Source organism: Enterovibrio gelatinilyticus, assembly GCF_028683095.1.
GTDB classification, from domain to species: Bacteria; Pseudomonadota; Gammaproteobacteria; order Enterobacterales; family Vibrionaceae; genus Enterovibrio; species Enterovibrio gelatinilyticus.
Window position 1 is genome coordinate 1 of record NZ_JAJUBC010000019.1, and the last position, 18,682, is coordinate 18,682.

Genomic DNA, 18,682 nt, shown 5'->3' on the forward strand with positions numbered 1-18,682 from the left:
CCAATTTTTTCCGTGTTGTATCAGGTGTCGCGTTCAACGTTCTAACAATTCCGCCGCCTGCAGAGAACAGCCCATCGGACACGGCAAGGTAGGAAGAGTCGTGAGAGCCGACGTAGCGAGGAATAAAGGTGATCCCTTGGTTCTTTAAAACGGCTTGTGTTAGCAGCGTGGCGGCAAAAGCGGCGGGAGCGGGAAACGCAACTTCCTTACCTTCCAAATCCTCTAGCGTACTGATGCCATCGCTTTTGCTAACCACCAAAATGCCTTTAATGCGCTTGTCTTTTGCATGCGCAATGGCCTTGTAGCCGGGGGATTGATTAAACACGGTAAAGTGGTAAGGGTTCATATAAGCCAGATCGTAGTCGCCAGCAGCCAATCGTTTTTCAAATTCAGGAATGTTGGGTGCTGTGGCAAAGCGGATTTTTAACCCCGTGAGTTCACTGACTTTCGCCATGACAGGGCTCCAAGTGCGAATGAGCTTAGATGATGACTGTTGAGGAACAATGCCAAAGACGATCGTATCCGAATTCTTTTGGTGATCGTCAGCGTACGTGGGAACCGTTATGGCTGCCCAAATAAGTAGCGCTGATAGAATTCTTCGAGATAGGCTAATTAATGAGGCACTATGACGGTTACTGTTTGATCTCATTGCAAATATCCACAAAAGAAATAATGTCTTAACTATAGTACAGTGTTCTTGTTATGCGATGTGTCAGCCACAGTTATCTTGTATATTTTGATTGCACTGTGAGCACTGAGATGATTATGGCTAACGTCGCCTCGATCCTTTACGTCCACAATATGGATGGTGTCGGGATTGGACGCTGCAAATTTCACTATTCTCATGTACTCTTTGTGGCTTGTTTTTTGAGTGCTGAGACCGTCAATTTGACGACGGACGGGTTTGAAAGGGAGATTTCATGTCATCAGAGAAACTGAACACAAAATTGGTGTCGGTAGGGCGCAATAAGAAATACTGCCAAGGCAGTGTGAATAGCGTGATTCAGCGAGCGTCATCGATTGTTTTTGATTCTGTTCAGCAAAAAAAGCATGCGACGAAACATCGCGGAGAGCGCGAACTATTTTATGGTCGTCGTGGCACGCTCACTCACTTCGCTTTTCAGGATGCGATGGCAGAACTTGAAGGTGGAAAAGGTTGTGTGTTGTATCCGTGCGGCTCGGCAGCCATTGCAAACAGTATTTTGTCGTTTGTTAAAACCGGTGACAATGTCTTAATGACTGGCGGTGCCTACGAGCCAACTCAGGCTTTTTGCAATACGATTCTGGCCGATATGGGTGTTTCGACAACCTATTATGACCCGATGCAAGGCGCAGAAGTTGCCAAGCTAATGACTTCGGACACTGCGGTTGTGTTTCTTGAAACACCGAATTCAATCACCATGGAAGTGCCGGACATTCCAAGTATTGTCAGTGCAGTGCGAGCGGTTAAATCCGATGTGGTGATTATCATTGATAATACATGGACTGCCGGTGTTTTGTTTCATGCGCTGGAGCATGACATTGATATTTCCGTGCAAGCAGGTACCAAATATATTGTTGGTCATTCTGATGCGATGATCGGTACTGCTGTTGCGAATGAACGTTGTTGGGAACGCTTACGCGAACGCTCATATTTGATGGGGCAAATGGTCGACGCGGATACGGCGTATGTGGCTTCTCGTGGCCTTCGTACTTTGGGTGTGCGATTGAAACAACATCACGAAAGCAGTATTGCTGTCGCACAGTGGTTAAGTGCCCGTCCGGAAGTGGCGCGAGTGAATCATCCAGCATTGCCAGAATCCATCGGGCATGAGAATTATCAACGTGATTTTTCTGGAAGTTGCGGACTTTTTTCATTCATATTGAATGAGAAGTTAACTGACGAACAAATTGCGAATTACTTAGATAATTTCACACACTTCAGCATGGCGTATTCTTGGGGCGGCTACGAATCATTGGTATTGGCGAATCAACCCGAGGAGCTCAATGCCATTCGTCCAGTTGGCCCTGTGGATTTTGAAGGTACGTTGGTGAGGGTACACATTGGTTTGGAAGACGTTGACGATCTTATTGCTGATTTAGAAGCAGGCTTTGATCGCATCAAGTAGCCCTTTACGTGTGCGATGAGAGAAAAGAAAACGGCGCGTCGGCGCCGTTTTTTTCGTTTAGAGACTCATGTTCTCAGTTGCATGTTTTCAAGCTAGGCACGGGCTCATAGTGCTCGACTGTGGGAAATGGGTCATAAAAATGATGTAGGAGCGCTTTCCATTCCAAATACCCTTCCGACTGGCGGAACCCTTCAGTGTGATCTTCCAGTGTTTCCCAGTTCACCAACAACACATATCGGCTAGCGTTTTCCATGCAACGGCGTACTTCATGGCTAACATAACCACGTTGTGCCGCGATGATTTTCTGAGCGCAGGAAAATGCAGACTCAAAGTCGGCTTCTTGGCCTGGAACCACGTTCAATATCGCCACTTCTAATATCATTTTCACTCCTTGAAAATAGTTAACTCAGAATCCGCTATTTTGCGTGTTTTTACTTGTCTTTGTTCATCAGCATTTTGAGGGTTACTGCTAGCTCATCGGCACTGTTATGAGCACTGGTATTCACCACATATTTGCCGTTGACAAGGAATGTGGGTACAGACACGATGCCAGATTCTGTGGTTATTTGGTCTGCACGCTCAATGGCTGCAAATAACTTGGCTTGTTGAGCTTCACTTAGCGCGTAAGGACTGGTGAGTCCAAATTGTTCAAATATTTGACTAAGAATGACTTTATTCTGTTCAGCGTCATCGGTTTGTTGTTCTTGAACATATTTGAATAACGCCTCCACCAATGCTTTTGAAGGTTTACCATCGGATTGAGAGATCGCCGCATAGTAAATTAACGCAGAGAAAGTCGCGCTTTCGTTGAAGGTGACATGAGCCTTGCCGATGTTAACCCCCGCGGCAGCTTCAATAGCTGGAATAGCGTCTTCCATTGAGCGGCAGTGACCGCATGATAGGCTAAACACTTCAGTAACCACCGGCAGGTTCTCAATTTGAACAGGGGTCTCAAGTGTCGTGTACTTGTCTGAATTCGATGGTGCATTTTCGCTGCATGCAGTAAGCGCCAATGCGGCAAAAAGGGGTAAAAGCAGTCGTGTCAGTTTCATGTGTTGGTCTTCACTTTCGCTTGGTCTTTAGCAAGCTGATTAAATTTCATGAGCAGAAGATTATACCTGAGTCTGGTAATTATGCATGCGTGAGACATACGAAAAAAAGCCAGTCAGAGGGACTGACTGGCAAACGTGTAGCGCTAGGCTCTTATTATTATCGGTGTAACTAGTCGACGATCATTTTGCTTTGCATAATCATTGCATCGATCACTGAAGAGCTAATTTGTTCTGATGACATACCGACAATATCAACACTGTAGGCGTCTGCCATGTCTTCCACACTCATGTTGTCAAATACCACTTGTTGGTCGACGTTGCCGTCGCCATTTGAGGAAATGTTAAGCATTGCATGACCTTCACCATCGTCAATTAATGATAGGAAGCTATCTAGGGACTCTGATGGTTCTGCTTGCATTAGGTCGGACAAGTTAATGGCATCTTGTGAGGTGTCAAAGTCAGCAATATGATCGACAGTGGGAGCGTTTGCGGTGCCTTGGTCACCGTTAAGGAACGCAAATGTGTCAGAACCTGCGCCACCCGCCATAATATCGTTGCCTTGCCCACCAAAGATAAGGTCGTCACCGAGGCCGCCGTCAATGATGTCATTCCCCAAATTTCCGTGAATGATGTCATTACCATTGTTCCCCAATATAAGGTCATCACCGACTCCTCCTGCAACACGGTCGTTGCCATCACTACCAGAGAAGGTGACATCATCGAGTGAAATGACATCCGCAAGAGATTCGCTAACACCATTTAGTGAGGCGTGTGATATTGCATTTTCAGAACCTCCTATGGTCACACTCACATCGGTTTGAGCACCGTTGGTTGCGGTGAGCGTGATGACTTCTGTAACGGTATCATTGTCGCCCAATGATGGTGTAGAACGTGGGTCAAGTGTGTAAGTCCAGTTGCCATCGACCAATTCCAATGAACCGTACTGTCCCGTAACCGTCGTATTCGCAAAAGATGCTTGGACATCATTGGTGTCTGGGTCAAGAATCGAAAGCGAACCCTGCGCTGCCAGAGAGGCGGTAGCACCGTCAGCAAAGTCGGCATAAGACATGGAGCTTGGCTGATTGGGCGTATCACGAATGTAATCCATGGACGTGCCTGGAGCGATAGTGGGGCCATCAATCTGGATGATTATTTTGCCTTGCTCGTTGGTGTCGTCCATGAAGTTGCTATTGTTGTTGAGATCAACATCCAACACGGCAAAAGAGTAAACGTTACCGCCACTATCTTGGTAATCTAGCTGGTAGTCATAAGTGGCAGTATAAAGAACGCCATTGATCTCCACTTTCTGAGATGAATCGTATACATACTCATTTGAATAGATGTCACCATGCATTTGGCTGTCTGTGTCGAAGATACGGATGGTTGAACCCGAATCATTGAACGTTAGTGTCGGTTCGTTTCCGTAGTACTGCATGTCACCACCGGAAAAGTTATAGCCATCTCCGAGGATAAAGGCGTTGTTGATGTCGACATAATCCTGCGTAGCAGAATCGGGTGCGACAATCGCAGCGCTATTTGTGCCAACGACAAATGGGTTATCATCGGTACCCGAAATGGAAATGTTGATGTTTTGCACCGTACCGTCGGTTGCGGTGAGTGCGATGGTATCGTTGACACTGTCAGTGCTTGATAAGACCTCCGCTTTCACGTCATCCAATTCGTACGTCCAAACGCCATCCACCAATGTTAGAGTGCCGTAGCTACCTTCCACGGTGGTATCGAGAAACTCTGGTGCGTCTTCTGCGTCTACGTCGCTAATGGCAATGCTGCCACTGACTTTGATTTCGTCTCCAAAATCTCCTTCCGTCACTGCACCTGTGAATGCCCCTGTGACTGTAGGGGCGTCATCTGTGCCCTGAATGGTGATGACTACTTCGTGTTGACCGCCTTCAGAATCAGTGATGGTTATGGTGTCTAGTGTTTCATCATCAATCTGATCGGATTTACTCTCATCAAAGGTGTATGTCCAGTTACCATCGGTCAGTACCAAGGTACCGAACTCGCCTTGTACCGTCGTATTGGGCAAGATAGGGTTATCACCAGCATCAACATCGGAAATGGTGAGTGAACCGCTGGTGGTGATGCTTTGCTCGACGCTTTGACTTGCATTGACCGTAAAGGTCACATCATTGAAGTCGCGATCTCCTCCCCCGACGATGTCTTCCCACGAAGAACTACTGCCAGAGTTGGATTCGTAGTCGAAGCCGTTACCATTTTTCGATGACTCCGAGACCAAGGTCGTGCCTGATGCGGAACCCTGATATGCCGTGACGCCGTTGCTGCCGAAGCTCAGTGTGACTTCGCCAGCATCAAAGCCTCTCGTATCACCATCAGGGATAATAAACAGGCCAACTTTCTCTCCGCCTTGGGTGTTGATATCTGCTGTTGCACTGGTGACGCCATGTGCGTTATCAAAGATGACTTCCGCTCTGAGTACATTGCCTTCCGCATCAAGCACGTAGTAACCGACGGCGTTGTCATAAGTTGCGCTGGTTGCTACGTGACTAAAGTCCAGCGTCATTGAATCACCACCGTTGGTTTCCCACATCCCCTCGCTTCCGCGAGTGACAGATGTCTCGACGGTTGTTTGATCAACAATAGAAATGTTGCCTGTCGTGTCACCGCTCACCACCGCGGTTTCGTCAACACCCGACACTGTGATTTCAATGTTTTGTGTGGTGCCATCGGTAGCGGTCAGTGTGATGGTATCTGTCGCAGTTTGATCTTCTCCTAAAGACTGTGCTTTCTCGGTATCGACGGTATATGTCCATTCACCGTCAATCAGTGTCAGGGATCCATATTCGCCTTCAATGGTTGTGTTTTCGAAGGCTGGCGCTTCTGCCGCATCCACATCAGAGATATTCAGCGTACCGGAGACCGTTGCAGCTTCCTCAATGTCTGAATACTCGAGACTGCTAATGTTCTGGTATGAATCAGGCACCAGGCTCAATGACGTTTCCGGTGTGATTTCAGGTCCATCCAATTGAATCAACACTTTTCCGCTTTCTGCACCACTAACGGCATTGCTGCCATCACCGTTCATGTCGACATCGACGACTGCAAAGGTGTAAGTGTTACCCGCTCCATCTTCATAGGTGAGAGAGTAATCTACGTTTACGCTGTAATCTTCACCGTCCAAAATAATGGACTGCGTTTTGTCTTCGCTCGTTTCGTTCTGGCTGTCATCACTGTTGAGTTGACCATCGTTATCAACAATTTGAACGGAGACACCGCTATCACTGAAGTTAAGCTCCGGCGGGAAACTCCATGTGACGAAAGAGCCACTTTCATAATCGACATTTTGATCCGTGACAAACGCATTGCCAATCGTGTGACTCTGCGTGCTGTTGGCTGTGACTGATGCCGAGGTATCACCAGTGACAACAGCAGCATCGTCAGTACCCGTTAGACTAATTTCAATGTCTTGTGAGGTGCCGTCAGACGCCGTGACTGTGATGGTGTCAGTGGCGGCTTCGCCTTCAGCGAGCGACTGAACGGTGTCAGCGTCTACGGTGTAGGTCCACTCGCCATCGACCATGGTCAGTGAGCCGTATTCACCGGCGATGGTTTCGTTTGTGAAGGTTGGCGTTTCGTTCGTGTCTGGGTCAACAATGTTGAGTGAGCCAGAGACGCTTTGTGCGCCCACATCTTCAGTGATGCTACCTGTGGTATCGCCCGTGATTTCAGAGGCATCGTTTGAGCCCGTGACTGAGATAACGATGTCTTGGGTTGTGCCATCAGTCGCTGTCAGTGTGATGGTGTCGGTTTCGACCTGGTCTTCCCCGATAGATTGCGATTTCGCTTCATCTACCGTGTAAGTCCATACACCATCGGTGAGGGTAAGTGTTCCGTATTCTCCTTCGACAGTGGTGTTTTCAAAGGATGGCGAATCATCGCTGTCTGCATCGGAAATACTGAGTGTGCCAGACACCGTAATGTCTGAGTCGTTGCCAAAGTCGAGTTTGACCGTTGTTGATTGACCATCGCCATCGACAAGGTAGTAACTTCCATCGGATGTTTGAACAATAACCGGTGGTGTCTTGTCATTTTCAATGCCAGTGATTGTGGTCTGAAGCACCAAATCGCCCGAGTCATTGATGGTATAGAGATCAACCCCTTCCGTTGCGTTTGGCATCACAAAGACAGGTTCGCCATCGACGTATCCTGCAGATGACATATACGCACCACCACCAGAGACGGTGTCAGTCAGCGTCATTGAACCGTTCGCTCCAACTTCAAATATGGAGGCGTTATCGCTGCCATCGCTTGATGCAATAGCGTATGTCGTGCCATCACCTGTTTGATAGAAGTTAACGGAATTCCCATCGCTTAGATCAAGAGACTGGCTGTCGACGAGCGTCAAGTTCCCTGTGGCACTGTCAACGGAATAGATATTGATGCCGTCATTACTGCTAGAAGCAAGGAAGGTCTGGCCATCAACAGTAATAATATCGACCCCTGACACGATGTCACCAGCCGCGATCGAATTGCCTGTTTCAGCGAATTCGCCCGTTTCAGGGTTATAGGTAAGCGTGTCGACTGAGTCCCCTTGAGGGCGAGCGACGAAGACATACTCTGTGCCATCATCCGCTTCAAAGGTCACGTTTTCACGGACAATGCCTGTCTGTGAGTTACCGAAGGTGAGGCCACCATTGAGTGACAATGTGCCATCACTAGAGATTTCCCATGCTGAGAGAGAGCCGCTGTTCTGTGATGTCAGGAACAATGTGTCTTGGCCATCAATGTTAGACACATTCGATTGTGTCAATCCGTTCCCCATTGCGCCCACAGAAACACCCGCATTTTCAATCACATCTGTGATATCACCACTTGATGTGGATGTGACTGTGCCTGCAGAACTGTCGTAGGAAATACGGTCTGTTTCTGTCAATGAACCATCATCTTCGACACGTGAAATGATGGTGGTGCCGTCGTACCCAAACGACGTCGAGATGACGTAAGGTACACCATCGATGGTGGTTGTGGTTGTCGTCCAAGCGCCATTGCTATCGCCGGTTGCTGCATCACCAGCCTGAATGTTTCCACTTTCAGACGCATTCAAACTGAAGCCATCAGTATCGACACTTGCAGTAAATGTGCCTGATACTTCAGCGGCATCGTTTGTGCCGGTGACGGTGATCGTGATGTCTTGAGTCGAACCATCTGACGCTGTAACAGTAATAGTATCCGTCACTTGTTGGTCTTGGTTGAGTGATTGGGCTGCTTCTTGATCGAGTGTGTATGTCCACGCACCATCTACTAACGACAAGCTACCGTATTCGCCGCTGACATTCGCATCAGGGAAATTCACGGGGTTGCCATCAGGATCGACAATGCTGATTTCGCCCGTGGCGGTGGCAACATCACCGATATCCCCTTCAGTGACAGTCCCTGTCGTTGTGCCGGAAATTTCCGCGGCGTCATCCGAGCCTGTTAGCGTGATGGTTATGTCGTGGGTTGAGCCGTCTGACGCGGTAATAGTGATGACGTCAGTTTCTGTTTCATCCGCCCCGATGGACTTCGCCTTTTCTTGATCCAGGGTATACGTCCACTCGCCGTCGACCAGTGTTAAGGAACCGTATTCACCTTCAACAGTGGTGTTTGGCAAGGTTGGATTGTCGGCTGAGTCAGCATCACTGATTGTGATGGTGCCAGAGGTAGTGACAGGAGCGACCGTAGGCAAATCATCGTAAGACATGTTGCCGTCACGGACTATAGAGTCTGGAACGTAATCCAACTGTGTACCTGGTTGAATTTCAGGGCCTGAAAGCTGAACAATAATATTGCCTTGCTCTTGGCTATCAGACCCATGTCCGCCGTCGCCATCCAAATCAATATCGATAATGGCGAAGGAATACACATTACCGCTGCTGTCTGTGTATTCCATGGTGTAGTCGAAGTTGGCGATATACTGTTGGCCATTCAACTCAATGTATTGGTTTGTGTCATCAGGTGTTTCGTTGACGATGTCATCACCGTGCATGGTGGCATCATCATCAAAGAACTTCACCGTGGTGGCAGATTGTTGGAAATCGAGCGTCGGCGGATGCGCACCAAGATATTGCATGTCACCACTGGTAAAGGAGTAACCTTCATCCATGACGAACACGCCTGACACTGTGTAAAATTCTGGTTCAACATTTTGGGGAGCTACAATCTCACCTGTTGTCGTACCACTCACCTCGGCGGCATCATTAGTACCTGTCACCGCAATGACGATGTCTTGCGTTGTGCCATCCGATGCTGTCACCGTAATGGTGTCACTCACTTCTTGGTCTTGATTGAGCGATTGTGCTGCTTCTTGATCGAGTGTGTATGTCCATGCGCCATCCACTAACGACAAGCTACCGTATTCGCCGTTAACATTTGCATCAGGGAAGTTCACTGGCTCACCATCAGGGTCGACAATATTCAGTTCGCCGGTTGCCGTTGCGACATCACCGATATCCCCTTCAGTGACAGTCCCTGTCGTTGTACCCGAAATTTCCGCCGCATCGTCGGTACCTGTAATGGTGATGACGATGTCTTGCGTTGTGCCATCCGACGCTGTCACCGTGATGGTGTCAGTCGCGGTATCACCGTCAGCCAGCGATTGGATCGACGCGCTGTCAGCGGTGTATGTCCACGCGCCATCGACAAGCGTTAACGACCCGTATTCGCCCGGCAAGGTGCCATTAGGAATAGTTGGTGTTTCACCCGTGTCCGCATCGGTGATGGTGATGGTGCCTGAGGCAGTTTGTGCGCCGGAGTCTTCAGTTATTGCACCTGATGTTTCACCGGAAATGACCGCCGCATCGTCAGTACCAGTGATGGTGATGACAATATCTTGGGTGGTGCCATCCGACGCTGTCACCGTGATGGTGTCGGTTGCGGTATCGCCGTCTGCCAGCGATTGAATGGATGCGCTGTCAGCGGTGTACGTCCATGCGCCATCGACGAGAGTCAACGAGCCGTACTCTCCCGCCAAGGTGCCATTCGGAATGGTCGGTGTTTCACCTGAATCAGCATCGGTAATGGTGATGGTGCCTGAGGCCGTTTGTGCGCCTGAATCTTCAGTGATCGCCCCTGACGTATTGCCTTCAATGACCGCTGCATCGTCAGTACCCGTGATAGTAATTACGATGTCTTGCGTGGTGCCGTCCGACGCTGTCACCGTGATGGTGTCGGTTGCGGTATCGCCATCTGCCAGCGATTGGATCGACGCGCTGTCAGCGGTGTACGTCCATGCGCCATCAATCAAGGATAACGAGCCGTACTCTCCCACTAAGGTGCCATTCGGAATGGTCGGTGTTTCACCCGTGTCCGCATCGGTGATCGTGATGGTGCCCGTCGCGGTTTGTGCGCCCGAATCTTCAGTGATCGTCCCTGACGTATTGCCTTCAATGACAGCGGCATCATTTGTGCCTGTGATAGTAATCACGATGTCTTGGGTGGTGCCGTCTGATGCGGTGACCGTGATGGTGTCCGTCGCGGTATCACCGTCAGCGAGCGATTGGATCGATGCGCTGTCAGCGGTGTATGTCCACGCTCCATCGACAAGCGTTAACGACCCGTATTCACCTGCCAAGGTGCCATTTGGAATGGTTGGCGTGTCGCCAGTGTCTGCATCGGTTATCGTGATGGTGCCAGAGGCTGTTTGTGCGCCCGTATCTTCAGTGATGCTCGCGGTGAAATTACCAGAGACCACTGCCGCATCGTCGGTGCCTGTCACATCCACCGTAATTTGCTGCACCGTGCCGTCCGACGCCGTCAGTGTGAAGGTTTCTTGCTCGGTTTGATTGTCATTCAGTGCATCGGCTTTGGACGGATCGACCGTGTAGGTCCAGTTACCGTCAGTCAGCGTGAAGGTACCGTAATCGCCGTCGAGAGAGACATTGTCGAAGTTTGGTGTGTCGCCGTCATCGACATCAGTGATAGAGAGCGTGCCAGAGACACTGGTTTCTGGCGTGTCTGCGCCTAAATCAATACCGCCCGTTGTTACGCCAGTGACCACAGAGGCATCATCGCTGCCCGTCACCGTGATGGTGATTTGGTACTCAGAGCCGTCAGAAGCCGTCACTGTAATGGTGTCGGTGGCGGAATCGCCGTCACCGAGAGACTGTGCATTGTCAGGGTTAACCGTGTAGGTCCATTCACCGTCCGTCAGTGTCAGGCTGCCGTATTCGCCTTCCACCGTGCCGTTTTCAAGGGTAGGTTGCACTGCCGCATCAGGGTCGCTGATGTTGATTGAGCCAGAAACTGAGGCATCGCCGCCTTCTGCCACACTGGCGCTGAGGTCGCCAGTGACGACCGCTGCATCATCGGTGCCTTCAACGGTTAACGTGATTTGATGAGTTGACCCATCAGATGCTGTGAGGGTGAAGGTGTCGTTTGCTGATTCGCCGTCCGGTAAGGTTTGTGCGTTTTCGGGGTTAACCGTGTACGTCCACTCGCCGTCAGTTAGCGTGAGGCTACCGTATTCGCCTTCAATCGTGGTATTACTGATGGTTGGGTTTTCACCGTTATCCACATCACTGATGCTGATAGAGCCCGACACAGACGTGCCTTGGTCCGTGGTGTTGCCAGCCGTGTCGCCTGTGACGACAGCGGCATCATCCGTACCCGTAATAGTAATCACGATGTCTTGGGTGGTGCCGTCTGATGCGGTGACCGTGATGGTGTCGGTTGCGGTATCACCGTCAGCGAGCGATTGGATCGATGCGCTGTCAGCGGTGTATGTCCAAGCTCCATCGACAAGCGTTAACGACCCGTATTCACCTGCCAAGGTGCCATTTGGAATGGTGGGCGTGTCACCGGTATCAACATCGGTAATGGTGATGGTGCCAGAGGCTGTTTGCGCACCAGTATCTTCAGTGATGCTCGCGGTGAAATTACCAGAGACCACTGCCGCATCGTCGGTGCCTGTCACATCCACTGTGATTTGTTGCACCGTGCCATCCGACGCCGTCAGTGTGAAGGTTTCTTGCTCGGTCTGGTTGTCGTTCAGTGTATCCGCTTTAGACGGATCAACCGTGTAGGTCCAGTTGCCGTCAGTCAGCATGAAGGTACCGTAATCGCCTTCGATCGATACATTGTCAAAGCTTGGTGTGTCGCCGTCATCCACGTCAGTGATAGAGAGCGTGCCAGAGACACTGGTTTGAGGCGTGTCTGCGCCTAAATCAATGCCACCCGAGGTCACACCCGTGACCACAGAGGCATCATCGCTGCCTGTTACCGTGACCGATATCTGATGCTCAGAGCCGTCAGAAGCTGTCACCGTGATGGTGTCTGTGGCTGAATCGCCGTCACCGAGAGACTGTGCATTGTCAGGGTTAACCGTGTAGGTCCATTCACCGTCAGTCAGTGTGAGGCTACCGTATTCACCTTCCACCGTGCCGTTTTCAAGGGTCGGTTGTACTGCCGCATCTGGGTCGCTGATGTTGATTGATCCGGAGACAGACGCATCGCCGCCTTCAGCAACAGACGCGCTCAAGTCGCCCGTGACGACAGCGGCATCGTCGGTGCCTTCCACGGTCACCGTGATCTGATGGGTTGAGCCATCAGATGCTGTGAGGGTGAAGGTGTCGTTTGCCGATTCCCCGTCTGGCAGGGTCTGTGCGTTTTCGGCGTTAACCGTGTACGTCCACTCGCCGTCAGTGAGTGTAAGGCTACCGTATTCCCCTTCGATGGTGATGTTATCGATGGTTGGGTTTTCACCGTTATCCACGTCACTGATGCTGATAGAGCCAGATACCGAGGTGCCTTGATCCGTGGTGTTGCCTGTCGTATCGCCTGTCACCACAGCAGCATCGTCAGTACCCGTGATGGTAATGACGATGTCTTGCGTGGTGCCATCTGATGCAGTCACCGTGATGGTGTCCGTCGCGGTATCGCCGTCAGCCAGTGATTGAATGGATGCGCTGTCAGCGGTGTACGTCCAAGCGCCATCGACGAGCGTTAACGACCCGTATTCACCCGCCAAGGTGCCATTCGGAATAGTGGGCGTGTCACCCGTGTCTGCATCGGTGATCGTAATGGTGCCAGAGGCTGTTTGTGCGCCGGCATCTTCAGTGATGCTCGCGGTGCTATCACCCGTGATAACCGCTGCATCATCTGCACCTGTTACATCCACTGTGATTTGTTGCACCGTGCCATCCGAGGCGGTCAGGGTGAACACTTCTTGCTCGGTCTGGTTGTCGTTCAGTGCGTCGGCTTTAGACGGATCAACCGTGTAGGTCCAGTTACCGTCAGTCAGCGTGAAGGTACCGTAATCGCCGTCGATAGAGACATTGTCAAAGCTTGGTGTGTCGCCGTCATCCACGTCAGTGATAGAGAGCGTGCCAGAGACACTGGTTTCTGGCGTGTCTGCGCCTAAATCAATGCCGCCCGTGGTCACGCCAGTGACCACAGAGGCATCATCGCTGCCTGTCACCGTGACCGATATCTGATGCTCAGATCCGTCAGAGGCCGTCACTGTAATGGTGTCGGTGGCGGCATCGCCGTCACCGAGAGATTGTGCATTGTCAGGGTTGACCGTGTAGGTCCACTCGCCGTCCGTCAGTGTTAGGCTGCCGTATTCACCTTCGACCGTGCCATTTTCAAGGGTGGGTTGCACGGATGCATCAGGGTCACTGATGTTGATAGAGCCGGAGACAGACGCATCGCCGCCTTCAGCAACAGACGCGCTCAAGTCGCCCGTGACGACTGCTGCATCGTCGGTGCCTTCGACTGAAATGGTAATTTGAGCTTGTGTGTTATCCGACGCGGTTAGCGTGAAGTTTTCATTGACGGTTTCGCCGCCTGGAATGCCTTGTGCTTTGCTCGGATCAAGTGTGTAAGTCCATTCGCCATCGACCAAGCTTAATGAACCGTACTCGCCTTCGATGGTTGTATTCGCAAATTCAGGTGAATCGTTAGCATCGGCATCCGAAATAGAAACGGTGCCTGTTGCTGTGATGGCGCCAGTGACATCCAAGTAATTGATGGCATTGACTTCGGAATACGAGTTTTCAACGAGGTTAAGCTCTGTGCCGGGCAGAATGTCTGGGCCGTCGATTTGAACAAGAACAGTTGTGTTACTTCCGTCACCGTTATCGATGGACAACACACCCATCGTGAATACATTGTCATAGGCATCGGTGTATTCAACGGTTGCGGTGACAGACAGCGGATAGGATTGACCATCAATATCAATGGTTTGGTTGGCGGAGTTATTTAGTATTCCATCGCTGTCTGTGACGGTGGCGCTAAAGCCTGCTGAGTCAAAGTGCATGCTATCCGGCTGTGAACCTTGATTGAAGTCCTCGCCATCCACGTCGATATCGTCACCGAGTACAAACACGTTGTTGATCGTGATATCAGAATCAATGGTTGTTGTAACGCTGCCGCTAAAGTCACCACTGACGACAGGCGCATCATCAGTGCCTTCAATCGTGATCACAATACTATGCTCTGTGCCTTTGGAATCAGTGAGCGTAATGGTGTCGGTTGTGCTTTCGTTTTCGCCAAGAGATTGAGCTGCACCCGGATTCAGGGTGTACGTCCATTCGCCGTCTGCCAGCGTAAGCGACCCAAACTGTCCTGACACTGTCGTGTTTTCAATTTCAGTATTGTCGCCCGTATCGGGGTCAACCAATGACACCGTACCTGATGTCGAAATATCAGTGCCTTCAGTCAGTGAACCTGTTGTATCGCCGGTGAGTTCAGCGGCATCATCGGTTCCCGTGACATTTATCAAAAGCTCATGTGTGCCGCCCATCGAATCTGTAATTGTGATGGTGTCGGTGACTTGAACGCCAGCGCCAATTTCTTCTGCGAGCTCAGGGTCGAGGGTATAAGTCCAGTTGCCATCCACCATGCTGAATGAACCGTACTGACCTTGTGTATTGGCATCAGGAAGCGTAGGGGTGTCGTTGGTATCAGGGTCATTAATGGAGAGGCTACCACTTGCTGATAGCGAGCCTGATTCGTCCGTCACATTACCACTCACATTGCCGCTAAGTTCTGCGGCATCTTCGCTTCCCGTAATCGTGATAACGATGTCATGTACTGTGCCGTCTGAAGCAGTGATACTAATGGTGTCAGTGGTGGTTTGCCCTTCATCGAGGTATTGCGCAAGGTCAGGGTCAAGCGTGTATGTCCAGCTACCTTCAATAAGCGTGAGTGAACCGTATTGCCCATCCGTTGTGCCATTAGGCAGCGTTGGGTTTTCGCCAGTGTCGACGTCGACTAAGTCAACCGTTCCCGTCGCAGTGAGCGAGCCATTGCCTTCTGTGATAGCGCCACTTGTGCTGCCAGTGAGCACGGGTTCTTGGTCCGTGCCCGTGATAGTTATTGTGATGTCGTGCGTAGAGCCGTCTGATGCGGTGACGGTGATAGTGTCAGTTGTTGTTCCGCCTTCAGGCAAAGAAGCAACACTGTCGGGATCGAGTGTGTAAGTCCATTCTCCATCGACGAGCTCCAATGAACCGTAACTGCCATCGACGGTGCCATTTTGTAATGTTGGCGAGTCACCAGTATCTGGGTCGATAATTTGGATCGTCCCCGTAGCGGTCAGACCCTCGCCATCGTTCACTGCACCAATGGTATCGCCTTGAAGAACAGGATCTTGGTCAGTGCCTGTAATGCTAATAACAATGTTTTGTTGGGTACCATCGCTGGCGGTGAGCGTGATAACGTCAGTGTCGACTTCGCCAGTGTTGAGAGCACTGGCTGCTTCTTGGTTAAGTGTGTACGTCCAGCTTCCATCTGTGAGAACCAGTTCGCCATAATCGCCTTCGATGCGTGTGTTCTCGAACGTCGGCGTGTCTTCGGCATCGATATCTGAAATGCTGATCGTACCGTCGACCGTAAGCGCTTCTTCAGTGTCGGTTTCGGTTAACGAACCGCTAAACTCTCCACTTACAACGGGTAGGTCATCGGTTCCTATGATGGTGATGGTGATATCTAATGGCGTACCATCTTGCGAATAGACGGTAATAACGTCAGGCATCAGATCGCCTGTATCTAGCGCATCAATGGCGTCATTGTGGGCTGTGTCAGTGGTGTAAGTCCAATTCCCTGCGGTGTCTATGGTGAGGGTGCCAAACTCTCCAGCAATGGTGTCAGCTTGGAACGTCCCTTCGTCTGCATCCACATCGGTGACGTTAACACTGCCTGAAGTCGATAATTGCCCATCTCCCTCGTTGATAGACACGTCTGTCATTGCACCAAAAGTTGGAACATCATTGGTGCCTTCAATGGTGATCGTGAGGCTTTGCACTGTGCCATCTTCTGCGCGGATATTGATGGTATCGGTGAGTTGGTCACCTTGGCCCAGTCGGTCAATTGCGCGCACATCACCAGACGTCGAGTAGGTCCAACTTCCGTCGGCATTGATGGTGACTTCACCCCAGCGCCCTTCGATAGTTTGCGGTGTGAACGTATTGTCATTGCCATCGATATCGGTTGACGTTAATTGACCTGAGGTAGACATTGCACCATCGGCCTCAACCACTGTGCCGACAACGTCTCCCGCAATTTGAGCGGGATCATTAGTGCCGATGATAGTGACGAGAATGTCAGTTTCCGTGCCGTCTAACGATCTCACGGTGATCGTATCGACTCGCTGTTCGCCGCCTTTTAGTGTGTCTAGTGCAGCGCTTTGTGATGGGTCAGAGGTGTAGGTCCAATTACCAGCACGATCAATGCTGACCGAGCCCAAGTCACCCAAGTACGTGCCCGCCAACATGAATGCTTCTTGATAATCAGCGTCGGAGATGTTTATTGACCCATTGACGCTAACGACGTCATTGGTTTCATAAACGTCTTGCGTGGTGGTTGCCGAGAACACGGGGGAATTGTTAATGCCTTCGATGGTGATAACAAGCTGCTGTGAAGTGCCATCTTCAGCACGAACGGTAACAACTTCCGTTAAGGTTTCGCCGTCAGGTAGGCGCTGGATAGCGCCGGTGGGGTCCGTGCTGGTATAGGTCCAATTACCACCTTCATCAATCGTGAGTTGCCCACGTGTTGTGGCAATCGTCTCTGCAATGAAGGTATTGTCGTTACCATCGACATCGGACGAGGTTAGGCTGCCAGACGTGGAAATGGTGCCGCCGTTATCGGAAACTGTCGACGTAATATCACCAGCGATGAGCGCATCATCATTGACACCGTTAATTGTCAGCGTGATTTGTGTTTCGGTGCCATCGACAGAATAGACAGTAATCGTGTCGGTGATTTTTTCGCCGTCAGTCAATCCATTAATCGACGATTGATGGGTATTATCCACTTCATATGACCAGTTACCCGCTCTATCAATGGAGAGTGTCCCCCAATCACCTTCAAACTCTCCTGGTTGCATGAAGGATTCGCCCCAATCTGGGTCAGAGACATTGAGGGAGCCTCGCGCCGTCATGGTGTCATCACTTTCTCGGATGTCAGCGCTGGTCATTGCTGAGAAAACTGCGCTGTCATCTTTGCCTTCAAAGGTGATCGCGATCCGTTGCTCTGTGCCATCTGCAGCACGCACAGTAGCGTATTCCGTTAGCGTATCGCCTTCGTGTAGCCCTTTGATGGCACCAGTGGGATCTGTGCTGGTGTAGTTCCATGTTCCATCACTATCAATGGTAAGTTCACCACGTCTTGTTTGAACCGTTTCCGCGATAAACAGGTTGTCTTGGCCATCAGCATCCGATGAGGTCAGGGTGCCTGACGCTTGCAACACATCGCCATCTTCAATGTTAACGGCTAAATCGCCCGAGATCTCAGCCGCGATGTTAGCGTCACTGTCTGTTTGATCGCTGTTAGGATTACTGTCGTTTTTAGAGGAGCGATCAAGCAAACTGGCGTAACGCGCTGAGGTCAGTTCTTCTGCCTGTGCCGATGTGAGACCAGACTCAACAAGCCCCTTTGTATCAAACATTTCAATGCTGCTGATGCTACCGCGAGAGCTATTTGCTTCAATGATTACTTGAGGGCCAGAAGTTGAACTGCTGAGCTCTTCGCCCGCCGCCGTTTCAGTGCCGTCGATTTGTGTTGGGTCATCGCCTTTTTCTAACGCTTCAATAATGGCATTCACATCAGATGGCAATTCTAAGCTATTGAAACCTTCATCATTTAATAGAAGAGCATCGTCGAGCACATCAACTTGTTCACCATCATCAGTCACCAGCCAAGCATTCTTACCGTTTGGTACAGAAATCACATCGCCACTGTTTATCTGCACACCACGCGCCGCAGGTGTCATCTCACCGCTTGGTTTAACCACAAAAGCTTGCCCAACGACCTGACTGAGAACCAAAGTGATAGCCATTGAAATCTCCCATTAACAGTTAGGTTCAAAATTGAACCATAAGAATCAAAATTGCTTTGCTGGTTAAATTTAGTACACAAACATCGTTGGTGATAAGTCCATGCAAGGAAGAAATTCGGGTTTTCAATAAATTGTGTTTCATATATGAGACGTTTGAATGTAAAGAGTTTTTATAAAAAACGATGGCGAGGAGGAGTGAAAAAAAAATTGGTGCCGTTAAGGCTTGT

At 50.4% G+C, this 18,682-nt stretch carries 5 protein-coding genes; 1 reads left to right on the top strand and 4 read right to left on the bottom strand.

Going from position 1 to position 18,682, the window contains the following annotated elements; translation table 11 throughout:
• A partial coding sequence (locus LRP50_RS15935; RefSeq protein WP_274165453.1) for a phosphate/phosphite/phosphonate ABC transporter substrate-binding protein occupies positions 1-649 on the bottom strand: 649 nt, incomplete at its 3' end.
• A gap of 271 nt (positions 650-920) precedes the next feature.
• Between LRP50_RS15935 and metC the strand changes: the two genes are divergently transcribed.
• A complete protein-coding gene (gene metC, locus LRP50_RS15940) occupies positions 921-2,108 on the top strand; it encodes a cystathionine beta-lyase (protein WP_274165454.1) in 1,188 nt (395 codons plus the stop codon).
• Between the two features lie 73 nt (positions 2,109-2,181).
• On the opposite strand, the gene LRP50_RS15945 is transcribed toward metC, so the two are convergent.
• The 3 genes from LRP50_RS15945 to LRP50_RS15955 form a co-directional block, all read right to left on the bottom strand.
• A complete protein-coding gene (locus LRP50_RS15945) occupies positions 2,182-2,490 on the bottom strand; it encodes an antibiotic biosynthesis monooxygenase family protein (RefSeq protein ID WP_274165455.1) in 309 nt (102 codons plus the stop codon).
• Positions 2,491-2,539: 49 nt separating this feature from the next.
• Positions 2,540-3,160: a thiol:disulfide interchange protein DsbA/DsbL gene (locus LRP50_RS15950; RefSeq protein WP_274165456.1), complete on the bottom strand. Its 621-nt coding sequence runs from the start codon at positions 3,158-3,160 to the stop codon at positions 2,540-2,542.
• Positions 3,161-3,329: 169 nt separating this feature from the next.
• A complete protein-coding gene (locus LRP50_RS15955; protein ID WP_274165457.1) occupies positions 3,330-18,455 on the bottom strand; it encodes a VCBS domain-containing protein in 15,126 nt (5,041 codons plus the stop codon).
• Positions 18,456-18,682: the final 227 nt, after the last annotated feature.